The organism is Reyranella sp. (assembly GCF_965228225.1).
Classification (GTDB): domain Bacteria; phylum Pseudomonadota; class Alphaproteobacteria; order Reyranellales; family Reyranellaceae; genus Reyranella.
Genome location: NZ_OZ245801.1, coordinates 4,969,544 through 4,984,899 on the forward strand (window position 1 = coordinate 4,969,544; position 15,356 = coordinate 4,984,899).

At 67.1% G+C, this 15,356-nt stretch carries 10 protein-coding genes; 4 read left to right on the forward strand and 6 right to left on the reverse strand.

Annotation, left to right across the window (positions count from 1 at the left end; translation table 11 throughout):
* Positions 1–3: 3 nt before the first annotated feature.
* Positions 4–1,545, reverse strand: a complete 1,542-nt coding sequence (locus tag ACO07K_RS24110; RefSeq protein ID WP_422032389.1) for a PLP-dependent aminotransferase family protein — start codon at positions 1,543–1,545, stop codon at positions 4–6.
* Positions 1,546–1,649: 104 nt separating this feature from the next.
* Between ACO07K_RS24110 and ACO07K_RS24115 the strand changes: the two genes are divergently transcribed.
* Positions 1,650–2,387 carry a pyridoxamine 5'-phosphate oxidase family protein gene (locus tag ACO07K_RS24115; RefSeq protein WP_422032391.1) on the forward strand — a complete coding sequence of 246 codons (738 nt, stop codon included), beginning with the start codon at positions 1,650–1,652 and terminating at the stop codon, positions 2,385–2,387.
* Here ACO07K_RS24115 and ACO07K_RS24120 read toward each other — a convergent pair.
* Entirely contained in the window at positions 2,360–3,319 is a 960-nt protein-coding gene (locus ACO07K_RS24120) for a LysR substrate-binding domain-containing protein (RefSeq protein ID WP_422032393.1), read from the reverse strand. The genes ACO07K_RS24115 and ACO07K_RS24120 overlap by 28 nt on opposite strands.
* A gap of 83 nt (positions 3,320–3,402) precedes the next feature.
* On the opposite strand from ACO07K_RS24120, the gene ACO07K_RS24125 reads away from it, so the two are divergent.
* The gene (locus ACO07K_RS24125) at positions 3,403–4,731 is read left to right on the forward strand and encodes an MFS transporter (RefSeq protein ID WP_422032395.1); all 1,329 of its coding nucleotides are present in this window, start codon (positions 3,403–3,405) and stop codon (positions 4,729–4,731) included.
* A 29-nt stretch (positions 4,732–4,760) separates the two neighbouring features.
* Here ACO07K_RS24125 and ACO07K_RS24130 read toward each other — a convergent pair whose 3' ends face one another.
* Entirely contained in the window at positions 4,761–5,348 is a 588-nt protein-coding gene (locus tag ACO07K_RS24130) for a hypothetical protein (RefSeq protein WP_422032397.1), read from the reverse strand.
* A 130-nt stretch (positions 5,349–5,478) separates the two neighbouring features.
* On the opposite strand from ACO07K_RS24130, the gene ACO07K_RS24135 reads away from it, so the two are divergent.
* Positions 5,479–5,922, forward strand: a complete 444-nt coding sequence (locus ACO07K_RS24135; RefSeq protein ID WP_422032399.1) for a hypothetical protein — start codon at positions 5,479–5,481, stop codon at positions 5,920–5,922.
* Between the two features lie 27 nt (positions 5,923–5,949).
* Here ACO07K_RS24135 and ACO07K_RS24140 read toward each other — a convergent pair whose 3' ends face one another.
* The 3 genes from ACO07K_RS24140 to ACO07K_RS24150 form a co-directional block, all read right to left on the reverse strand.
* Complete coding sequence (locus ACO07K_RS24140) at positions 5,950–6,927, reverse strand: Bug family tripartite tricarboxylate transporter substrate binding protein (RefSeq protein ID WP_422032401.1); 978 nt, start codon at positions 6,925–6,927, stop codon at positions 5,950–5,952.
* 181 nt (positions 6,928–7,108) lie between these two features.
* Positions 7,109–8,071 carry a ribonucleotide-diphosphate reductase subunit beta gene (locus ACO07K_RS24145; RefSeq protein WP_422032403.1) on the reverse strand — a complete coding sequence of 321 codons (963 nt, stop codon included), beginning with the start codon at positions 8,069–8,071 and terminating at the stop codon, positions 7,109–7,111.
* A gap of 105 nt (positions 8,072–8,176) precedes the next feature.
* Positions 8,177–9,973: a ribonucleoside-diphosphate reductase subunit alpha gene (locus ACO07K_RS24150; RefSeq protein WP_422036698.1), complete on the reverse strand. Its 1,797-nt coding sequence runs from the start codon at positions 9,971–9,973 to the stop codon at positions 8,177–8,179.
* Positions 9,974–10,495: 522 nt separating this feature from the next.
* Between ACO07K_RS24150 and ACO07K_RS24155 the strand changes: the two genes are divergently transcribed.
* Positions 10,496–15,334, forward strand: a complete 4,839-nt coding sequence (locus tag ACO07K_RS24155) for an NAD-glutamate dehydrogenase (protein WP_422032405.1) — start codon at positions 10,496–10,498, stop codon at positions 15,332–15,334.
* The last annotated feature ends 22 nt before the right edge of the window (positions 15,335–15,356 follow it).

Consider the following 15,356-nt stretch of genomic DNA (forward strand, 5'->3'; position numbering starts at 1 on the left):
TCCTCAGCGCCGCCCTTGGCGCTTCGGGCGGCCCGTCGCATCGCGCACCACGGCGCGCAGCGTCGCCAGAGCGCGATCGATCTCCGCTTCGGGCGTTCCCGCGTAGCCCAGGATGAGGCCGTGTCGCCGCGCGCGGCCGGCGTAGCAGACCGAGAGCGGCTGGACGGTCAGCCCCTTGGCCGCCGCCGCCGCCGTCACGGCAACATCGTCGAAGCGCCGCGCAATCTCCGACGTCGGGCTGGCGATCACGTGCATGCCGCCGGGATCGGGGGCGACCGTGAGCAGGCCGTCGAGATGCTGCACGGCGGCCTGCAGCAGGGCTTCGCGGCGGCCGGCATAGAGCTGCCGCGTGCGGCGCAGGTGGGTGGCGAAATGGCCCTCGGCGATGAAGCGGGCGAGCGCGCCCTGACCCAGCAGCGGCGCCCGCACCGAGACGCGGTCCATGATCCGCTCCGTGGCCTCGACCAGCGAGGCCGGCAGCACCAGGAAGCTCAGCCGCAGCGCCGGGAAGAGCAGCTTGGAGAAGCTGCTGAAATAGGCGACGCGGCCGGCGCGATCGAGCGCGCGCAGCGGCGCCAGCGGGCGGCCGCTGTAGCGATACTCACCGTCGAAATCGTCCTCGGCGATCCAGCCTTTGCCGCGTTCGGCCCAGCTCAGCAGCTCGAGCCGGCGCTGCAGGCCGAGCACGGTGCCGAGCGGGAAATGATGCGCCGGTGCCACGACCGCCAGGCGCGCTTCTGAGGCAGCGGCGAGTGCCGCCTCGGGCGAGAAGCCCGCCTCGTCGATGGCGATGGGTACGGCGTTGATGCCTGAGCCCGCCAGCGCCTCGCGCACACCGACGAATCCCGGCTCCTCGATCCAGGCCGTGTCGCCGGCATCGAGAACGACCTGCGCGAAGAGAGAGAGGCCGTGTCGGATTCCCGTCGTGACCACGATCTCGGCCGGGTCGCAGGTGAAGCCGCGCGCCACGCCGAGATAGGTCGCGATCGCCTCACGCAAACCCGCATGGCCGAACGGATGCACGGCGCTCGCCGCTTCGATGCCGGGCCGGCGCCATTCCCGTTCCAGCAGCTTGGCCCAGAGCGCGAAGGGGAAGGCCTCCCGATCCGGCTGCCCGGTGGGAAAGCCCAGTGGCGGGCCGGCGGGAATGCCCGGTGGCGTCTCGGCCAGCAGCGCCCGTGTGCGGCGGGCCACGGCGGGCCGGGCGACAGACTTGCCCGGCAGCGGCGTACCGGCTCGCGGCACGGTCAGCATTTCGTCGGGCAGGTCGGCGGCGACCGACATGGCCGAGCCGGCCTGGCTCACCACGTAGCCCTCGGCGACGAGCTGCTCGAAAGCCAGCACGACCGTGCCGCGCGCGCAGTCGAGATCCTCTGCCATCTGGCGCGACGAGGGCAGCCGCGCGCCGGGTTCGAGCCGCCCCTCGAGGATGGCGCGCCGCATCTGCTCACCGATCTGGCGATGCAGCGGCTCGGGCGACGAGGGATCGAGCGCGAGGCCGAGCGGCGGGACGCGGCGGGAGCGGGAGGTCGACCGGGGTTTCAACTGGTCCAGTCACTTTCCATCAAACTGGCTCTTTCGTCTGATCCGTATCGCGCCGATGGTCCTGCCGCAAGCAACCCCTTTTCCGGTGCGCCAAAGGTCAAGCCATGAGCCCTCCCGATTCAGTCACCCCGCCCGACAGCTATCCCGTCACCAACGTGAACAAGGTGAAGCGCGTCCACGAGCGCGGCCGCTACGACAAGGAGACCATCCACGCGATCCTGGATGCCGCCCTGGTCTGCCACATCGCCTATGTGATCGACGGCCGTCCCTACTGCACGCCGACCTCGTTCTGGCGCGAAGGCAGCCACCTCTACTGGCACGGCTCGTCCGCGAGCCGCATGATCCGCAGCCAGAAGGAAGGCGTCGACGTCTGCCTGACCGTCACCCATCTCGATTCGCTGGTGATGGCGCGCTCCGGCTTCCATCACTCGGTCAACTATCGCGCCGTCATGGCCTTCGGGAAGGCGCATGTGATCGACGACCCGGAAGAGAAGCTGAAGCTGATGGACCGCTTCATCGACCGCATCTATCCCGGCCGCTCCAAGCTCATTCGCCAGCCGAACAAGCAGGAGTTCAAGGCGACCACCATGATCGGCATGGAGATCGAGACGGCCTCGGGCAAGATTCGCGACAAGCACGTCGCGGACGAGGAGGAAGACTACGAGGGCGTCCCCGCCTGGTCGGCGCTGTATCCGGTCACTCAGGTGATCGGCGAACCGTCCGACTGCGCGCGCCAGCTTCCGGGCCTCACCCGGCCGGACGAGATGGCCGACTTCGTTCCCGGCGCGCGCCTCGACGAGGTGATGACCAAGACCTACAAGCGGACCTTCGGCGAAGGTTGAGCCGCGCGGCGGCCGGTCGTTCTTTCCGCTTCCGCGACCGCCCACTTCACGAACCGACTTACGCGCTCGTCGCCCGTCAGGGCGGCGGGCCAGCGCACCACATGGGCCTTGCTCGACGGCATGTCCCAGGACGAGGGCAGCACCCGCACCAGCCGCCCGTCCTTCAGCGCGTCGTGCACCAGCAGCGAGCGCGCCATGACGACGCCCGCGCTCTGCAGCGCCGCGGCGATCGCGGTGTGGATGGTGCCGAAGCGTAGCGCGGCCGCCGGCGGCTTGCCCGCGATGCCCAGCCGCTCGAACCAAACCGGCCATGACCATTCCGCGCCCTGGCCGCGGCCGGGCTTTCCCTTGTACAGCAGCGGCAGCGTCGCCAGCGCCTGCGGATCGCGCAGCGTTCTGCCGCCCGGCAGCAACCCGGGAACGCACACCGGAAAGACCTGCTCCTGGAACAGCAGGCGCTGCGTCGAGGACGAACGCGCCGTCGCCGCGGGCTGCCACAGAATGTGGACGTCGATATCGGGCGCCCGCAGCTCGGCCTCGCTCTCGACGATGGTGAGTTCGACTTCCATGCCGGCATTCGCTGCCGCAAAGGCCGGCAATCGCCGCACCAGCCAGTAGTCGGCAAGCGCTGCTCCCACGCCGACCCGCAGGCCCGACGGCACGGCGACGGCGCGGCAGCGGGCGCGGAGATCGGACAGGCCATCCAGGAGATCCGCGAGGCCACTGGCCAGGGCCGTGCCGGCCGGCGTCGCGTGCAATCCGGTCGGCGAGCGATGGAGCAGCGGCGCGCCGACATAGGCTTCGAGCCGGCGCAGGCGATGGCTGACGGCGCTCTGGGTCATGCCGAGCTCCGCCGCCGCCAGGGTCATGCTGCGATGGCGCAGCGCGGTGTCGAAAGCGACCAGGGCGTCGAAGGGCGGGAGAGAGCGCATTTCCCTCATCATGAACCATATTCATACTCAAGTGAATGCTTGGCGCTCGGGCCTGGGCGCGAGAGGCGGCATCACGGGGCACCATGAAAACCTTCCGGCGCACCCCTGCCCTCGCCCTGTCCTTCGCGGGCTTCCTCACCCAGCTCGACGTCACTGCGGTCATTGTCGCCCTGCCGACGATTGGCGACGATCTGGGCTTCGGGCTGGCGGCCTATGCCTGGACGATGGACGCCTACAGCCTGGCCTTCACCGCGACGCTGCTGGCCGCCGGCGCGCTGGCCGATCGCCACGGGCGGCGACGCGCCCTGCTGGCCGGCAACTTGATGTTCGCCTTGGCGTCACTCGCTTGCGGGCTGGCCTGGGACGGCCCCTCTCTGTGGGCGGCGCGCGCGGCGCAGGGTTTCGCGGCGGCGTTCGTCATCACCGGCTCGATCGCGCTGACCGCCAGCGCCTATCCCGATCCGGCGGACCGCGCCCGGGCCTTCGGTCTCGCGGGCATCGTGTCCGGCGCGGCGATGGCGCTGGGGCCGACCCTTGGAGGCATCGTGGCGGCGTCGCTCGGCTGGCGCTGGATCTTCCTCGCCAACCTTCCGTGCTGTCTATTGGCCGCGTGGATCGTGCCGCGTCTCGTGTCCGAGGAACGCGCCGCCGTCTCCCGACCGCTCGATCTCGCAGGCGTCGCCTTGCTCACTTTGGCGCTCGGCATCGCCATCGAGACGCTGCTGGCAGGCCGGACGGCGATGCATCTCACGGTCGGCACGGGCGCCTGTCTGATCCTCGCCGCTTCGTTCGTCGTGCAGCAGCGACGCCGGCCGCACCCGGTCCTCGATCCCGCACTGCTGACGCAGCCGGCGTTGATCGCCGTCGCCTTGCTGCTGATCACCGTCTCGATCGGCTATTGGGCGGTCCTGGTCTATCTGCCGTTGTTCCTGAACGCGGCCTTCGGCCTCTCCACGGCGCAGGCGGGCATCGCCCTCCTCGCGGCGACGCTGCCGATGGTCGTCCTGCCGCCACTCGCCGGCCACCTGGCAACGCGATGGGGATGGCGCACCCTGTTCACAGCCGGGCTCGCGGTGATCGCCATCGGCGACCTCGCCTTGGCACTGGAGCCGACCTGGACGATGGCGCTCGTCAGCATGGCCGTCATCGCGACGGGCGCGGCGCTCGTGCAGTCGCAACTCTCGGGCGCCGTCGTGACCCTGGCGCCGCCCGCGCAGGCCGGCATGGCCTCGGCGCTCACCATCGTGATGCGCCAGGGCGGCTTCGCAGTCGGGATCGCAGCCTTGGGTGCGGCTCTCGGCCAGGAGCCGTCGGAGAGCGGATACGCAACGATGTTCGGCGTGGCGGCTTCGTCAGCGTTCGTCGGCGCGGGGTCGGCTTTCTTTCTCTTGTCGGGGAGGCTCCGCACGTGACGCCGCAAACGGTCCCGGCCACGGACTGGTCATCGCGGCGCGGCAATCCCTGTTTGCGCCGTCAGGTCGGCCTGCAGACCCGCGATCGCGTCCGTCAGCGCCTTGTCGACCGCCGCAGTGACGGCTGGCATCGTGCTGATGCAGGCGAGGCCCAGTTGGGCACGCTCCGAAGCCTCCTTCGTGACGTTCACGCTGACCACCTGGCTCGCGCGGGTCGTGCCGCCTGCCGTGAGACCAACCCTGGCCTCGGCTTCGCAGTAGCTCAGGAGGGCGGCGAGGCCCGAACTGTGGCACCGCATGCGCAGCGACATCGGCTGGACAGTCACGGCTATGCCGTTTGGAAACGCCGCCGCGTAACCTGCGAGCCCCTTGATGAGCGCGACCTGGGCGAACGCCTGCCGATCGGTTTCATAACTTGCGGTGCGGCATTGATCCGTCAGGACGAGAGCCGTCTGGCGAAGATTCGAAAGGCCGGAGATTCGTACGCTTCCCGACCCCTGCACCGACGATAATGCCGTCTGAGAAGGGTTCGAAGACGAGGCATCGGAAACGGTGCAGCCCGCCAACAGTGCGATCGCAAACAGAGAAACAATTGGAACATTCACGATCGATTGCATCGTTGCGCCACCTCTACGCCCCACGGTAGAAACTTTTCTACTGAGACAAACTTGGATTGTCCAAGCGTAGAAATCAGAGCTGGGGGATTGCTTGTTCACACGGATCTTGGCGGCCTCGGCTGGCGCTCTCATGCTTGCGGCCTGCGCACAACCGGTCAAACCCATTCAGGCCTGGGCGCCCGCGACGGCGGCACAGGCGTCGATCGGCAGCGTCACCGTCACGAGCCGCGCCGGGAACATTCCCGAGGAGAATCTTCAGGCCCTCAAGTCGGCGCTCGAATTGAAGACAAGCCAATGCGCGACCGGACCGACACGCTACGAAATGCAGGTCCGCGTCGATAACTTCAAACTCGCAAACAGTGGCATGGTGATGCTGCTCGGCGACAACCACGAGGTTGCCGGCGAGGTGAAGCTGGTCAACACCGCCGACAACAGCGTTGCGTCCGAATATTACGTGCAGGAGATAACGTCCGGCGGCGGCCTCATCGGGCTCGCCAAGCTCTCGGGCGGCGCCCGCGCGATATCGACTGATTTCGCGACCTCGGTTTGCGAAAAGGTCTTCTTCAAGAAGTAGCAGGTCCAGGCCGGCATCAGCGGCCGGCTACTCGGCCTTGATGCCGGCGGACTTGATCACCTTCGCCCACTTCTCCGTGGCGTCCGCGAGAATCGCGCCGAACTCCGCTGGCGTGCCGCCCACTACCGTGCCGCCCAATTCGACGATGCGGGTCTTGATTTTCTCGCTGGCGAGGCCGGCGTTCAGTTCCTTGTTCAACAGTGCGATGATCTCGACCGGCGTGCCCCTGGGCACGCCGATGCCGGCAAAGCCGCTGGCCTCGTAACCCGGCACGAAGTCCGCCACCGGAGGAACGTCCGGCAGCACCGCCAGACGCGCCTTGGTCGTGACCGCCAGCGCCCGCAGCTTGCCCGCCTTGACCTGCTGGATGGACTCCGACAACGGCGCGAAGACCACCTGCACGTGGCCCGAGATGAGATCGGCGACGGCCGGCGCGCCGCCCTTGTACGGAACATGGACCAGGTTCACGCCGGTCATCATCTTGAAGAGTTCGCAGGCGATGTTCTGCGGCGTGCCCTGGCCTGCCGATCCGTAGTTGATCTTGCCGGGATTGGCCTTGGCGTAGGCGATGAGCTCGGGAAGCGTGTTCGCAGGAACCGACGGGTTCACCACGACGAGGTAGGCGAGACGCGCCGCGCAGACGACCGGCGCGATGTCGCGCATGAAATCGAAGCCGAGATTGGAATAGAGCGCGGCATTGATCGCATGCGGCGTCACGACCTGCAGCAGCGTGTAGCCGTCGGGCGCGGCCTTGGCGACGGTCTCGGTGCCGATGTTGCCGCTGGCGCCCGGCTTGTTCTCGACGATGAACTGCTGGCCGAGGCGCTCGGTCAGCCATTCCGCCATCAGGCGCCCCTGGATGTCGGTCGCGCCGCCGGCGGGAAAGCCCACGACGATGCGGGCGGTCCGATTCGGATAGGCCTGCGCCCGCGCCAGGCCCGGCACGAGCGGCAACGCTGCGGCACCGATGGTGAGGTGCGCCAACGATCGACGACGGATTTTCATGATGGCTGCCTCCAGAGTTTCAGTACGACGCGCGCACGCAACGCAACTGGACGCTCAGCGGAGGAAGCCTACATCGGTCTTATGTTGGGGCGGAAGGGCGCGATGCTCCTGTCAGCGCATCGCTGCGCCGCAATATCCCTCCTCACAGTCGGAAGAGGGAGAAGAATGGTCGGCAAAAAGCCTAGCTGAACGCCTCGTCCCAGGTGCCGCGCGTCGAGGCCTTCGAGTATTCGGTCGAGCGGTTCTCGAAGAAGTTGGTGTGCTCGATGGCGTTCATCATCTGGTCCATCCACGGCAGCGGGTTCTTGGCGTCCGCACGGTAGATGGGCTGCAGGCTGAGCTGGGTCAGGCGGCGGTCGGCGATGTAGCGGATGTAGCGCTTCACGTCGGTCGCGGTCATGCCCTCGATGCCGCCCAGTTCGAAGGCGAGGTCGATGAAGGCGTCCTCGTGATCGACGATGGTCGAGCAGGCGACGTAGATCTCGCGCTGCAGCTCCTCGGTCCAGACTTCCGGATTCTCCTGGATGAAGGTCCGGAACAGCTTGACGATCGAGTTGCAGTGCAGCGTCTCGTCGCGCACCGACCAGGTCACGATCTGGCCCATGCCCTTCATCTTGTTGAAGCGCGGGAAGTTCATCAGCATGGCGAAGCTGGCGAACAGCTGCAGGCCCTCGGTGAAGGCGCCGAACACGGCCAGCGTCTTGGCAATGTCGGCCTTCGAGTCGACGTTGAAGCCCTGCATGTAGTCGTACTTGTCCTTCATCTCCTTGACGGTGAGGAAGACGGAGTACTCGGTCTCGGGCATGCCGATCGTGTCGAGCAGGTGGCTGTAGGCGGCGACGTGCACCGTCTCCATCGCCGAGAAGGCAGCCAGCATCATCTGCACTTCGGTCGGCTTGAAGACGCGGGAATAGTGCCGCATGTAGCAGTTGTTCACCTCGACGTCGGCCTGGGTGAAGAAGCGGAAGATCTGCGTCAGCAGATGGCGCTCGCTGTCGGTCAGCTTGTTGCGCCAGTCTTTCACGTCGTCGGCCAGCGGCACTTCCTCGGGAAGCCAGTGGATGCGCTGCTGCGTCAGCCAGGCGTCGTAGGCCCACGGATAGTGGAACGGCTTGTAGATCGGCTTGGCGTCGAGAAGTGACATGGCGCGGGCGTCCAATATGTCGGGCGAATGAATGGGGTCGCTTGAAATTAAAATCCCCTGTCGCGATCCCGAACGCCGGAAACGCGACAGGGGTACAACGCTCGTCTACTGGCAGCTAAGACATTCTTCGTAGTCATTGCTCTGCGGACCCGGCGGCGTTCCGAGCGGCAGAGAGGAGGGAGCGTCGATTCTAGGCGCCGTAAGGGCATGGTCGCCGAGCGGCGCGGCGAGGGCTTCGCCTGCCACGCTCTCGGCGCGCTGGATGGAGAGGGAGCGGCAGTAATAGAGGCTCTTCACGCCGCGCTTCCACGCCATCATGTGGATCTGATGCAGGTCGCGCTTGTGCACGTCGGCCGGCAGGAAGATGTTCAGCGACTGGCTCTGGCAGATGTAGGGCGTGCGGTCGGCGGCGTGCTCGACCAGCCAGCGCTGGTCGATCTCGAACGCGGTCTTGAACACCGCCTTCTCGTGATCGTCGAGGCAGTCGAGATTACGCACCGAGCCCTGGTCGGTCATGATCGCCGTCCAGGTGTCCTCGTCGTTCCTGCCCTTCTGGGCGAGGATCTTCTCGAGGTACGGATTGCGCACCACGAAGGAGCCGGACAGGGTCTTGTGGTTGTAGACGTTGGCCGCCGACGGCTCGATGCCGGGCGAGGCGCCACCGCAGATGATCGAGATCGACGCGGTCGGCGCGATCGCGAGCTTATTGGAGAAGCGGTCCTGGAAGCCGAAATCGGCCGCATCCGGGCACGCGCCGCGTTCCTTGCCGAGCGTCATCGACGCCTCGTCGCACTGACCGCGGATGTGCTTGAACATCTTCTTGTTCCACACCTTGGCCATCACGGATTCGAGCGGAATGCCGTTGCCCTGCAGGAAGGAGTGGAAGCCCATGACGCCGAGGCCGACCGAGCGCTCGCGCATCGCGGCATAGGTCGCGCGCGCGAAGTCGGAGCCCGCGGTGTCGATGAAGCTCTGCAGCACGTTGTCGAGGAAGCGCATCACGTCCTCGATGAAGGTCGGATGCTCGTGCCATTCGAGATAGGTCTCGAGATTGAGCGACGACAGGCAGCAGACGGCGGTGCGCTGCTTGCCGTGATGATCGATGCCGGTCGGCAGCGTGATCTCGCTGCACAGGTTCGAGGTCTTGACCTCGAGGCCCGCGAGCTTGTGGTGCTGGGGACGGGCGTTGTTCACGTGGTCGACGAACACCAGGTAGGGCTCGCCGGTTTCCACACGCGCCGTCAGGATGCGGATCCACAGGCCACGCGCCGAGACGGTGCGCTGCACGGCGCCGTCCTTGGGACTGACCAGCGCCCATTCCTCGTCGGCCTCCACGGCGCGCATGAAGGCGTCGGAGATCAGCAGGCCATGATGCAGGTTCATCGCCTTGCGGTTGGGATCACCACCGGTCGGACGGCGGATCTCGATGAACTCCTCGATCTCGGGATGATTCACCGGCAGGTAGACTGCGGCCGACCCGCGGCGCAGCGAGCCCTGGCTGATCGCGAGCGTGAGCGAATCCATGACGCGGATGAACGGCACCACGCCCGAGGTCTTGCCGTTCATGCCGACCTTTTCGCCGATCGAACGCAGATTTCCCCAGTAGGAGCCGATGCCGCCGCCACGGGCCGCCAGCCACACATTCTCGTTCCACAGCCCGACGATGCCCTCGAGGCTGTCATTCGCTTCGTTGAGGAAGCACGAAATCGGCAGCCCGCGGGTGGTCCCGCCGTTGCTGAGCACGGGAGTGGCCGGCATGAACCACAGATTGCTGATGTAATCGTAGAGGCGCTGGGCATGGGCGTCGTCGTCGGCATAGGCCGAGGCGACACGCGCGAACATGTCCTGATAGCTCTCGCCCGGTAGCAGGTACCGGTCGTTCAGCGTGGCTTTGCCAAAAATGGTGAGCCGGGCGTCCCGGGAAGAATCGGTAACAACCCGCGCACCGCGTCGAACTTGAACGACATCAAACACTTGCGGTCCCCTTTTTCTTTTTGTCCACAGTTGTGGATAGAACAGTCTGTGGAAGAAGCCTACATCTTGGGAGCAATTGGCTGCTCCCCACTATCCATAGATAGTACGGATGCCGCCGAGCCTGTCATTGCGAAATTTACTCCCCGTTTGTGAATCTCAGGAATGGTTGGTTAACCCTCTGAAAAAACGGCCGAAAATCGGGTTTGAAATTCTGTTTCCCGAGTGGTTTTGGACTCTTCGCAGGTGCAGCATAAGAGGAGAACAAAACGCGCTTTCCCGCGGATTCCGTGGCTCCCGGACAGAAACCGCAGCGAATCGGCTCAACCTCTCGGGGCCAAGCCGGGAAAGGCGAGATACGGTGGGCATTCTCGGCGTCGCCAAGAGTCCGTCGTAAGAATGTCACGGTCGGGCGTAACATCGGGCTCAGTATTGCGGAGGAATGCACAAGAAATGGTCACCGCTTCGGTGCCGCGCGTCTATGGGTTGGACGCCATCTGCGCTGCCGCCCTGCAGGCCGGCGGTGAGGATTCCGCACAATTTGCGCGCAGGCTGTTCGGCAGGCTGTCCGACAAGGACCTGGCTGCCGCGCCTGTCGACCAGCGCGCCGCGGCCGCGACCTCGCTGCTGGCCTTCGCCCGCCGCCGCCTTCCCGGCGTCGCCAAGGTCCGCATCTTCAACCCGTCGCTTCCCGACCACGGATTCGAGAGCCGTCACACGATCGTACAGATCGTGAACGACGACATGCCGTTCCTGGTCGATTCGATCGCCAACGAGTTCAACCGCCGTGAAATCGCGGTCCATCTGCTCGCCCATCCGGTGATGGCGGCACGCCGCGACCTCGACGGCGACCTGGTGGGCATCGCGCTCGAGGCCGGCGAACGCGCGCGCTCGGAATCGATGATGCACATCGAGATCGACCGCCAGACCGATCCGGTGCTGCTGGACGAGATCGCTTCGGCGCTCACCCGCGTGCTGGCCGAGGTTCGGCTGGCGGTCGAGGACTGGCGCGCCATGCGCCGCGCCTGCCTCGACACGATCGTCGACCTGGCGCCCGGCCGCGCCCCGGACCTCGCGGAATACGAGGACTTCCTGCGTTGGCTCGAAGCCAACCATTTCACGTTCCTGGGCCATCGCCGCTACCGCTACGCCGAGGATTCGAGCCAGCCCGGCGGCCTGCGCTACGAGCTGGTGCCGGGATCGGCGCTGGGCATCCTGCGCCGAGACGAGGTGCGCCTGTTCGACGTCGGCGTCGGCAGCGGCGAGGCGATGGCGCGCTTCGCGCAGGGCCCGCACAACATCCTGATCGTGAAGACCGACCGTCAGTCGCTGGTCCACCGCATCGGCGCGATGGACTGCGTGATCGTGAAGACCTGCGACGCCGACGGAAGGGTCACCGGCGAGCATCGCCTCGTCGGCCTGTTCACCTCCGCCGCCTATCACGCCGCGGTGCACGACGTGCCGCTGCTGCGCGGCCGGGGCGAGACCCTGCTGCGCCGCTCGGGTTTCGACCGGCATGGCCATGACGGCAAGGCGTTGCTGGCGATCCTGGATTCCTATCCGCGCGACGAGCTGTTCCAGATCGACGAGGAGACGCTCTACGATCATGTGCTGGGCATCCTGCAGCTCCAGGAAAGGCGGCGCGTCGCTCTGTTCACCCGCCTCGACACACTCGGCCGCTTCGCCTCCGCGCTGGTCTTCGCCCCGCGCGAGCGTTTCGACGCAGCGCTTTCCGAGCGCTTCACGTTTCTTCTGGAGAAGGCCTGGGATGGCACCGTCGCCTCGGTCGCCACGTCGATCGGCAGCAATTCCGCCCTGGTCCAGTCGCTCCATACGCTGAGGCTCCGCACGCCGGGGCAGCCCGCCCCCGATCTCGCCGCGCTCGAACGCGAGATGATCGAAGCGGCGACGTCATGGAACGACCGGCTGCGCGCCACCCTGCAGGAGAAGCTGGGCGAAGCCGAGGGGCGCGCCGCGGCACGGCGCTGGCGGGACTGGTTTCCCGTGGTCTATCGCGAGACCTTCGACGCGGCGCAGGCCGCGACCGATATCGAGCAGCTCCAGAGGTTCGTCGACGGCGCCGGCTTCGGCGTGCAGGTCGGCCGCCGCAGCGGCATGCCGGCCCACCGCTTCGCGCTGCGCCTGTTCCATCCGCGCAAGCCTTTCGCGCTGTCCGACATCCTGCCTCTGGCCGAAAACCTCGGCCTGCGGGTGATCAGCGAAGTGCCTTTCCTGCTGCGCAGGGAGAGCGACGAGGATCCGGCCGATGGCGTGGCCATGCAGGTGCTACGGGTAGAGACCGCGGACAAGTCGGCGGTCGATCTCGCCGTTGCAGGCCCCCGCTTCATCGAGGCGATCGAGAAATTGCGGGCGGGGGCGCTGGAGAATGACGGGCTGAACCGGCTCGTGCTCGGCGCCGGCCTCGCCTGGCGCGAGATCGCGGTCGTACGCGCCTATGCCAAGTATCTCCGGCAGGCCGGCATCACGTTCAGTCAGGAATATATGGAGCGGACGCTGGCGGCCTATCCGCGGGTGGCGCGGCTGCTGGTCGACCTCTTCATGACACGCTTCGATCCGGCATTCGGCGAAGCGAACGCGGAAGAGCGCACCGCGAGGATGGCTTCGATCGAGGCCGAACTCGCTGCGGCGCTCGAAGCCGTCGCCACGCTCGACGAAGACCGCATCCTGCGGCGTTTCCACAATGCCATCCTCGCCACATTGCGTACGAACTACTGGCAGGCGGGCGGCACCAAGGCGTGGATCTCCCTCAAGATCGACAGCCACACCATCGACGAGCTGCCGGCACCACGGCCTCTGGTCGAGATCTTCGTCTACAGCCCGCGCATGGAAGGCATCCACCTGCGTGGTGGACGCGTCGCGCGAGGCGGCATCCGCTGGTCGGACCGGCGCGAGGATTTCCGCACCGAGATCCTCGGCCTGATGAAGACCCAGATGGTGAAGAACGCCGTCATCGTCCCGGTCGGCTCCAAGGGCGGCTTCTACGTGAAGCAGCCGCCGGCCGGAGGAACCCGCGAGCAGATCCAGGCCGAGGGCATCGCCTGCTATCAGACCCTGATCCGCGGCCTGCTCGACATCACCGACAACTATGCGATCGGCGAACAAGACGGTGGCGGCATCGTGCCCCCGGCCGACGTCGTGCGCCATGACGGCGACGATCCCTATCTGGTGGTCGCCGCCGACAAGGGCACCGCCACCTTCTCCGACATCGCCAATGCGCTGGCCCGCGACTACGGCTACTGGCTCGACGATGCCTTCGCTTCAGGCGGCTCGGCGGGCTACGACCACAAGAAGATGGGCATCACCGCGCGCGGCGCGTGGGAGTCGGTGAAGCGCCACTTCCGCGAACTGGGCCAGGACATCCAGGAAACCCCGTTCACCGTCGCGGGCGTCGGCGACATGTCGGGCGACGTGTTCGGCAACGGCATGCTGCTGTCGCCGCACATCAGGCTGGTGGCCGCCTTCGACCATCGCCACATCTTCATCGATCCCACGCCCGACACCGCCACGAGCCTGGCCGAGCGGCAACGGCTGTTCGCCCTGCCGCGCTCCTCCTGGATGGATTACGACACGAGCCTGCTGTCGCCGGGTGGCGCGATCTTCGACCGGACGGCCAAATCGGTCGCGCTGTCGCCGGAGGCCTGCGCGGTTCTGGGAATAGAGCAGCCCGCGATGGCGCCGCTCGACCTGATGCGGGCCATCCTGACGGCGCCGGTCGACCTGCTCTATTTCGGCGGCATCGGCACCTACGTGAAGGCCTCGGACGAAAGCCATGGCGAAGCCGGCGACCGCGCCAACGACGCGTTGCGCGTGGACGCCGCGCACCTGCGCGCCCGCGTGATCGGCGAAGGCGCCAATCTCGGCTTCACCCAGCGCGGCCGCATCGAAGCAGCGCTGGCCGGGCGCAAGATCAACACCGACGCGCTCGACAACTCGGCCGGCGTCGACACGTCGGATCACGAGGTCAACATCAAGATCGCGACCAGCGCCGCCATTGCCGCCGGTGCGCTCGCCGCGGCGGATCGCGACCCGCTGCTCTTCTCGATGACCGATGAGGTCGCGGCGCTGGTGCTGCGCCACAATTACCAGCAGAGCCAGGCGGTCAGCGTCGCCGAAGGCCAGGCGGCGGAGGAGCACGACCGGCTGGAGCGCTTCATGCGCGCCCTCGAACGCAAGGGCCGGCTCGACCGTGCCGTCGAATTCCTGCCGAACTCCGTGGCCATGCGCGTGCGCGCCCAGAATCGCCAGCCGCTGACGCGGCCCGAACTCTCGGTGCTGCTGGCCTATGCCAAGATCGACCTCAATGAGGAGATCCTCGCCTCCGACCTGCCGGACGATCCGCGCCTGGGAGAGGAGCTGCTGCGCTACTTCCCGGCGGCCCTGCAGGAAACGTATGAGGCAGCGCTGCAGGGTCATCGCCTGCGCCGCGAGATCACCGCGCTGGAGGTCGTGAACTCGCTGGTCAACCGGTGTGGCCCGACCTTCGTGCACACGGTAGCGCAGCGAACCGGCGCCCCGGCGGCTGCCATCGCACAGGCCTTCACGGTCGTGCGCGATGCCTGGAAGCTGCGGGAACTGTGGACCGACATCGAAGCGCTCGATGCGACGCTCAAGGCTGCGGCGCAGATCAGGATGCTGATGGCGTCGCAGCGCTTCGTGCTGCGCGTCGTGCAATGGGTCCTGCGGCGCCTGCCGCAGCCGCTCGATACGACGGCTGCAACGGCCCAACTCGGCCACGCCGTCGCCGAGCTGGGCGCCCTGCCCGCGGATCTCGTGGGCGAGGCCGAAGGGGCCGCGCTGGGCGAGCGTTCCGCCGCCCTCGAGGCGATGGGCGCGCCGGCCGATCTCGCCCGCCGCGCCGCCGCGCTCGAGACCCTGTCCGCGGCGGGTGACCTCGCCCTGGCCGCCGAGGCCAACGGATGCACGATCGGCAGTGCCGCAAGGCTCTACTTCCGGCTGGGGGAGCGGCTGTCGTTCGCGCTGCTGGCGAACGCCGCGCACAAGCTGCCCCGAGAAGGGCTGTGGCCGTCGCAGGCCGCGCTTGCGATGCAGGACGAGCTGGCGGCACTCCATGCCGAGCTGCTGCGGTCGGCATTGCGGGCGGGCAGCGGCAGCGACTGCGATCCCGATTCGGCCCTCGCCGCCTGGAGCGAACCGCGCAAGCTCGCCCTGGAGCGCGTCGACCGGCTCCTGAAGGAGGATCTCGCCGCGGCCGGAACCATCGATCTCGCCATGCTGTCGGTCGCCACGGCGGAGTTGCGCACGCTGGTATAGGGTTCGGGCTGGATAGGCCGCC

Coding starts and splice junctions, on each gene's coding strand:
- ACO07K_RS24115 (WP_422032391.1), top strand. CDS start 1,650: ATGAGCCCTCCCGATTCAGTCACCCCGCCCGACAGCTATCCCGTCACC.
- ACO07K_RS24120 (WP_422032393.1), bottom strand. CDS start 3,319: ATGCGCTCTCTCCCGCCCTTCGACGCCCTGGTCGCTTTCGACACCGCG.
- ACO07K_RS24125 (WP_422032395.1), top strand. CDS start 3,403: ATGAAAACCTTCCGGCGCACCCCTGCCCTCGCCCTGTCCTTCGCGGGC.
- ACO07K_RS24130 (WP_422032397.1), bottom strand. CDS start 5,348: ATGCAATCGATCGTGAATGTTCCAATTGTTTCTCTGTTTGCGATCGCA.
- ACO07K_RS24135 (WP_422032399.1), top strand. CDS start 5,479: ATGCTTGCGGCCTGCGCACAACCGGTCAAACCCATTCAGGCCTGGGCG.
- ACO07K_RS24140 (WP_422032401.1), bottom strand. CDS start 6,927: ATGAAAATCCGTCGTCGATCGTTGGCGCACCTCACCATCGGTGCCGCA.
- ACO07K_RS24145 (WP_422032403.1), bottom strand. CDS start 8,071: ATGTCACTTCTCGACGCCAAGCCGATCTACAAGCCGTTCCACTATCCG.
- ACO07K_RS24155 (WP_422032405.1), top strand. CDS start 10,496: ATGGTCACCGCTTCGGTGCCGCGCGTCTATGGGTTGGACGCCATCTGC.